At 67.7% G+C, this 5068-nt stretch carries 7 protein-coding genes; all 7 read left to right on the top strand.

The window, feature by feature from the left end; all coding sequences use genetic code 11:
- Positions 1–892 (top strand): Fe-S cluster assembly protein SufB (gene sufB, locus V6M42_RS12385; protein ID WP_332678745.1); only part of this gene is annotated, 892 nt, incomplete at its 5' end.
- Positions 889–1290, top strand: coding sequence for a hypothetical protein (locus V6M42_RS12380; RefSeq protein WP_332678742.1), 402 nt, complete (start codon positions 889–891; stop codon positions 1288–1290). The genes sufB and V6M42_RS12380, both read left to right, overlap by 4 nt.
- Entirely contained in the window at positions 1290–2039 is a 750-nt protein-coding gene (gene sufC, locus V6M42_RS12375) for a Fe-S cluster assembly ATPase SufC (protein ID WP_332678740.1), read from the top strand. The genes V6M42_RS12380 and sufC overlap by 1 nt, the downstream gene beginning before the upstream one ends.
- On the top strand, positions 2036–3064 hold the full coding sequence (gene sufD, locus V6M42_RS12370; RefSeq protein WP_332678738.1) for a Fe-S cluster assembly protein SufD: 1029 nt from the start codon (positions 2036–2038) through the stop codon (positions 3062–3064). The genes sufC and sufD overlap by 4 nt, the downstream gene beginning before the upstream one ends.
- Positions 3043–4281: an aminotransferase class V-fold PLP-dependent enzyme gene (locus V6M42_RS12365; protein ID WP_332678737.1), complete on the top strand. Its 1239-nt coding sequence runs from the start codon at positions 3043–3045 to the stop codon at positions 4279–4281. The genes sufD and V6M42_RS12365 overlap by 22 nt, the downstream gene beginning before the upstream one ends.
- Positions 4282–4388: 107 nt before the next feature.
- Positions 4389–4685, top strand: coding sequence for an SUF system Fe-S cluster assembly protein (locus V6M42_RS12360; protein ID WP_332658233.1), 297 nt, complete (start codon positions 4389–4391; stop codon positions 4683–4685).
- Positions 4686–4695: 10 nt separating this feature from the next.
- A partial coding sequence (locus V6M42_RS12355) for a HesB/IscA family protein (protein ID WP_332678736.1) occupies positions 4696–5068 on the top strand: 373 nt, incomplete at its 3' end.

Raw genomic sequence — 5068 nt, 5'->3', positions numbered from 1 at the left:
CGCGGTCTTTTCGGACGGATCGTTCGTCTACATCCCGCCGGGCGTGCGCTGCCCGATGGAGCTGTCGACCTATTTCCGCATCAATGCGTCGAACACCGGCCAGTTCGAGCGGACGCTGATCATCGCCGACAAGGGCAGCTATTGCTCCTATCTGGAGGGCTGCACCGCCCCGATGCGCGACGAGAACCAGCTGCATGCGGCGGTGGTGGAACTGGTCGCGCTGGACGACGCCGAGATCAAATATTCGACGGTGCAGAACTGGTACCCCGGCGACGCCGAGGGCAAGGGCGGCATCTACAACTTCGTCACCAAGCGCGCCGACTGCCGCGGCGACCGGTCGAAGGTGTCGTGGACGCAGGTGGAGACGGGGTCTGCGGTGACGTGGAAATATCCGTCCTGCATCCTCAAGGGCGAGGACAGCTCGGGCGAATTCTATTCGATCGCCATCACCAACGGGCATCAGCAGGCCGACACCGGCACCAAGATGATCCATCTGGGCAAGAATTCGAAGAGCCGGATCATCGCCAAGGCGGTGTCCGCCGGGAAGTCGGACTCGACCTATCGCGGCCTGGTCTCGGTGCACCCGAAGGCGACCGGGGTGCGCAACTTCACCCAGTGCGACAGCCTGCTGATCGGCAAGACCTGCGGCTCGCACACCGTGCCCTATATCGAGGCCCGCAACGGCTCGGCCCAGCTGGAGCACGAGGCGACCACCACGCGCCTGTCGGACGACCAGCTGTTCTATGCGCAGCAGCGCGGGCTGTCGCAGGAGGAGGCCGTGGCCCTGCTGGTCAACGGCTTCGTCCGCGACGTGATGCAGAAGCTGCCGATGGAGTTCGCCGTCGAGGCGCAGAAGCTGGTGGCGATCAGTCTCGAAGGGAGCGTGGGGTGAGCGCGCGACAATCTCTTCTCAGCTTGCGTATTCGGCACGCATCGATGGCGGCGGAACTGATCGAAGAGGCCGTCGGGCAAGCCGCGAAGGTCAAGTGGACGGCCGGCGACGCGCGCGTCGCGCCGAACGGGCGTTCTATCGGTGGCGCGCGCGGCGAAACCTACTGCGCCTTCGACGTCCCTGAGGCCGGAACCCTGGCTTTGAACGCCGCGATCATCGCCTTGGGTAATCGGCTGGAGAGTCGATCCGCCGCTTTGACGGCGTTGGCGGTGCAGGGCGCCGACATCGAACTCTACGCCACGGCTGATGAAGCGAAGCGCGGCGAAATGATCGAGGCGGCGACGATTGCCGCCCTCGCCCGGCTGAACGCTGGGCTCGCTATCGATTGGTACAAGTGATGCTCTCTATCCAGAATCTCAACGTCTCCGTCGGCGACAAGCCCATCCTCAAGGGGCTGACGCTCGACGTCCCCGCGGGCGAGGTGCACGCCATCATGGGGCCGAACGGGGCCGGCAAGTCGACCCTGGGCTACGCCGTGTCGGGACGGCCCGGCTATGAGGCGACCGAGGGCGCCGTCAGCTGGAAGGGCGAGGACCTGCTGGGTCTCGAGCCGGCCGAGCGCGCGGCGAAGGGCGTCTTCCTGTCGTTCCAGTATCCGATCGAGATTCCGGGCGTCCCGGCCCTGACCTTCGTGCGCACGGCGCTGAACGCCCAGAAGCGCGCGCGCGGCGAGGAGGAGGTGGCGGCGCCCGCCTTCCTGAAGATGGTCAAGGCGGCGTCGGCGGCGCTGAAGATGGATTTCGACATGCTGAAGCGGCCGCTGAACGTCGGCTTCTCGGGCGGCGAGAAGAAGCGGATGGAGATCCTGCAGATAGCCCTGCTGGAGCCGTCACTGCTGATCCTGGACGAGACGGATTCCGGCCTCGACATCGACGCCCTGCGGATCGTGGCCGAGGGGGTCAACGCCCTGCGCAGCCCCGAGCGCGCCATGCTGGTGATCACCCACTATCAGCGGCTGCTGGACTACATCAAACCGGACCGGGTGCATGTGCTGGCGGCGGGGCGGATCGTGGACTCGGGCGGGCCCGAGCTGGCTCACGAGCTCGAGGCCGAGGGCTACGACAAATACATGGTGCAGGCGGCGTGAACGCCCTTCCAAGCATCGATCTGAAGGACGCCTCCAGCTTCCCCTCGAAACGGGTCGAGGCGTGGAAATATTCGGACCTGCGCCGTCATCTGCGCGAGGCGCCCGCGCCTTCCCCGTCGGCGACGGTGCCGCTGGTCGGCGGCGGGCCGTTCGAGGCGCTGGGCGGCGAGGCCATGGTCTTCGTCAACGGCCGGGCCGTGAACGAGACCCAGGTGATGGTCTCGGGCGAAAAGACCGTGCGGCTGCGCCTGATCTCGCGGGCCGAGGGTACCGGCCACGCCCTGACCGCGCGCATCTCGGTGCGGGCCGGGGCGAAGCTGCTGCTGCTGGAAACCCATGAGGGCGAGGGCTCGGCCTACGTCGCGCACAACCGGCTGGAGCTGGACGTGGCGCGCGGCGCCGAGGTGACGCGCGTGGTGCTGGCCGACGAGCCCGAGGACGTCATCTCGATCACCCAGGCGCATGTGAAGGTCGAGGCGGGCGGCCATTATCGCCAGACCATCCTGACGACGGGCGCAAAGCTGCAGCGGCAGGAGACGCAGGTCACGCATCGCGCGCAGGGGGCGGATGTGCGGCTGGACAGCGTCTATCTGCTGTCGGCCGCGCGGCAGGCCGACCTGACGTCGGTGGTCGACCATGTGGCCGCCGACGGCCTGACCAGCCAGCTGACCAAGGGCGTGGTGCGCGACACCGCGCGCGGCGTGTTCCAGGGCAAGATCATCGTCGAGCGCGGGGCCGACGGGACCGACGCCCGCATGGGTCACCACGCCCTGATCCTGGGCGAACGGGCCGAGGTGGACGCCAAGCCGGAGCTGGAAATCTACGCCGACGACGTGCAGTGCGCGCACGGCAACACCGTCGGGAATCTGGACGAGCGGGCGCTGTTCTACATGCAGCAGCGCGGCATCCCCGCCGACGAGGCGCGGGCCCTGCTGACGGAGGCCTTCCTGATCGAGGTCGTCGACCGGATCGGGCACGAGGGCGCGAGAGAGGTGGCGAGGGCATGGCTGACGGATCGCCTGTGACCGCCTTTGACCCCTATGCCGTCCGCGCGCAGTTCCCGATCCTGTCGCGGCAGGTGAACGGTCGGCCGCTGGTCTATCTGGACTCGGCCGCCTCGGCGCAGAAGCCGCGGGCGGTGATCGACGCCATGACGGCGGCGATGGAGAGCAGCTACGCCAACGTCCATCGCGGCCTGCATACGCTGGCCAATGAGACGACCGAGGCCTTCGAGGCGGCGCGCGACAGCGTGGCGCGGTTCGTCAATGCGGAGGCGGCGTCCAACATCGTCTGGACCAAGGGCGGGACCGAGGCGATCAATCTGGTGGCGGCGGGGTTGGGCCAGTCCATCCAGCCGGGCGACGAGATCATCGTCAGCCAGATGGAGCACCATTCCAACATCGTACCCTGGCACCTGCTGCGCGAGCGGCGCGGGGCGGTGATCCGGTGGATTCCGGTCCTGGACGACGGCTCGCTGGACATGGCGGCCTATGCGGGCCTGCTGGGGCCGAGGACGAAGGTCGTCGCGGTGACCCACATGTCGAACGTGCTGGGGACGATCAATCCGGTGCAGGCCATCACGGAGATGGCGCACGCGGTCGGGGCGAAGGTGCTGATCGACGGCTGCCAGGGGGCGGTGCATGCGGCGCCCGACGTGCGGGCCATCGGCTGCGACTTCTACGCCTTCACCGGCCATAAGCTGTTCGGCCCCACGGGCATCGGCTGCCTGTACGGGACGGGGGAGGCGCTGGAGGCCCTGCCGCCGTATCAGGGCGGCGGCGAGATGATCGAGACGGTGACGATGGACCGCATCACCTATGCGAAGCCGCCGCACCGGTTCGAGGCGGGGACGCCGCCGATCCTCGAGGCCATCGGCCTGGGCGCGGCCATTGAATGGCTGTCGCGCTTCGATCCCGACGCGGTCGCGGCCCATGAGCGCGCCGTCTACCAGCATGCGCGCAAGCGGCTGGAAGGCGTCAACTGGCTGAAGGTGGTCGGCGAGGCGGAGGGGAAGGGGGCCATCCTGACCTTCACCGTCGACGGCGCGCACGCCCATGACATCGCCCAGGTCATGGATCGGTACGGCGTCGCCGTCCGCGCCGGCCTGCACTGCGCCGAGCCTCTGGCGGACCGTTTCGGCCTGACGTCGAGCGTTCGCGCCAGCTTCGCCCTATATAATACCACAGAGGACGCCGACGCCTTCGCCGACGCCCTGATCAAGGCCCGTGAGTTCTTCGCATGAGCGACCCGACGACCCGAAACGCCGAACCGGCAACCGACAGCGCGGCCTTCGCCGAAGCCTGGGATGCGCCCCAGAAGAGCGCCCTGGCCCAGGGGGAGATCGACCGGATGACGGACGACATCATCGAGGCGCTGAAGTCGGTCTATGATCCCGAGATCCCGGTGGACATCTACGAGCTCGGGCTGATCTACAAGGTCGACCTGTCCGACGATCGCGACGTGGCCATCGAAATGACGCTGACGGCCCCCGGCTGCCCCGTCGCCGGCGAGATGCCGGGCTGGGTCGAGGATGCGGTGCGGAAGGTCGAGGGCGTCAAGTCGGTCCGCGCGGCCCTGACCTTCGACCCCCCGTGGGACGCTTCCAAGATGAGCGACGAGGCCAAGCTGGCCCTGAACATGTTCTGATGGACGATCGATGACCGAGCTTCAGACCACGACCCGTCCGCGCCGACCGCGCCCCAAGGCTGTCAGCCTGACGGACGCCGCGGCCGCGCGCGTGACGGAGATCATGGCCCATGCGGCCAAGCCCTATGTCGGCCTGCGCGTCGGGGTGAAGAACGGCGGTTGCGCGGGGCAGGAGTACACCTTCGCCTATGCCGAGACGATCGAGCCGATGGACGAGGTGGTCGAGGACAAGGGCGTCACCATCCTGATCGATCCCAAGGCGATCCTGTTCCTGATCGGATCGGAGATCGACTACGAGACGACGAAACTGGCGTCGAAATTCGTGTTCCGGAATCCGAACCAGACCGACGCCTGCGGCTGCGGCGAGAGCGTCACCATCATCC

Source organism: Brevundimonas sp. (assembly GCF_036677305.1).
In the GTDB taxonomy this organism is placed as follows: Bacteria; Pseudomonadota; Alphaproteobacteria; order Caulobacterales; family Caulobacteraceae; genus Brevundimonas.
Note: the sequence above shows the minus strand (reverse complement) of the source record. Positions and strands in the feature narration are given on the sequence as shown.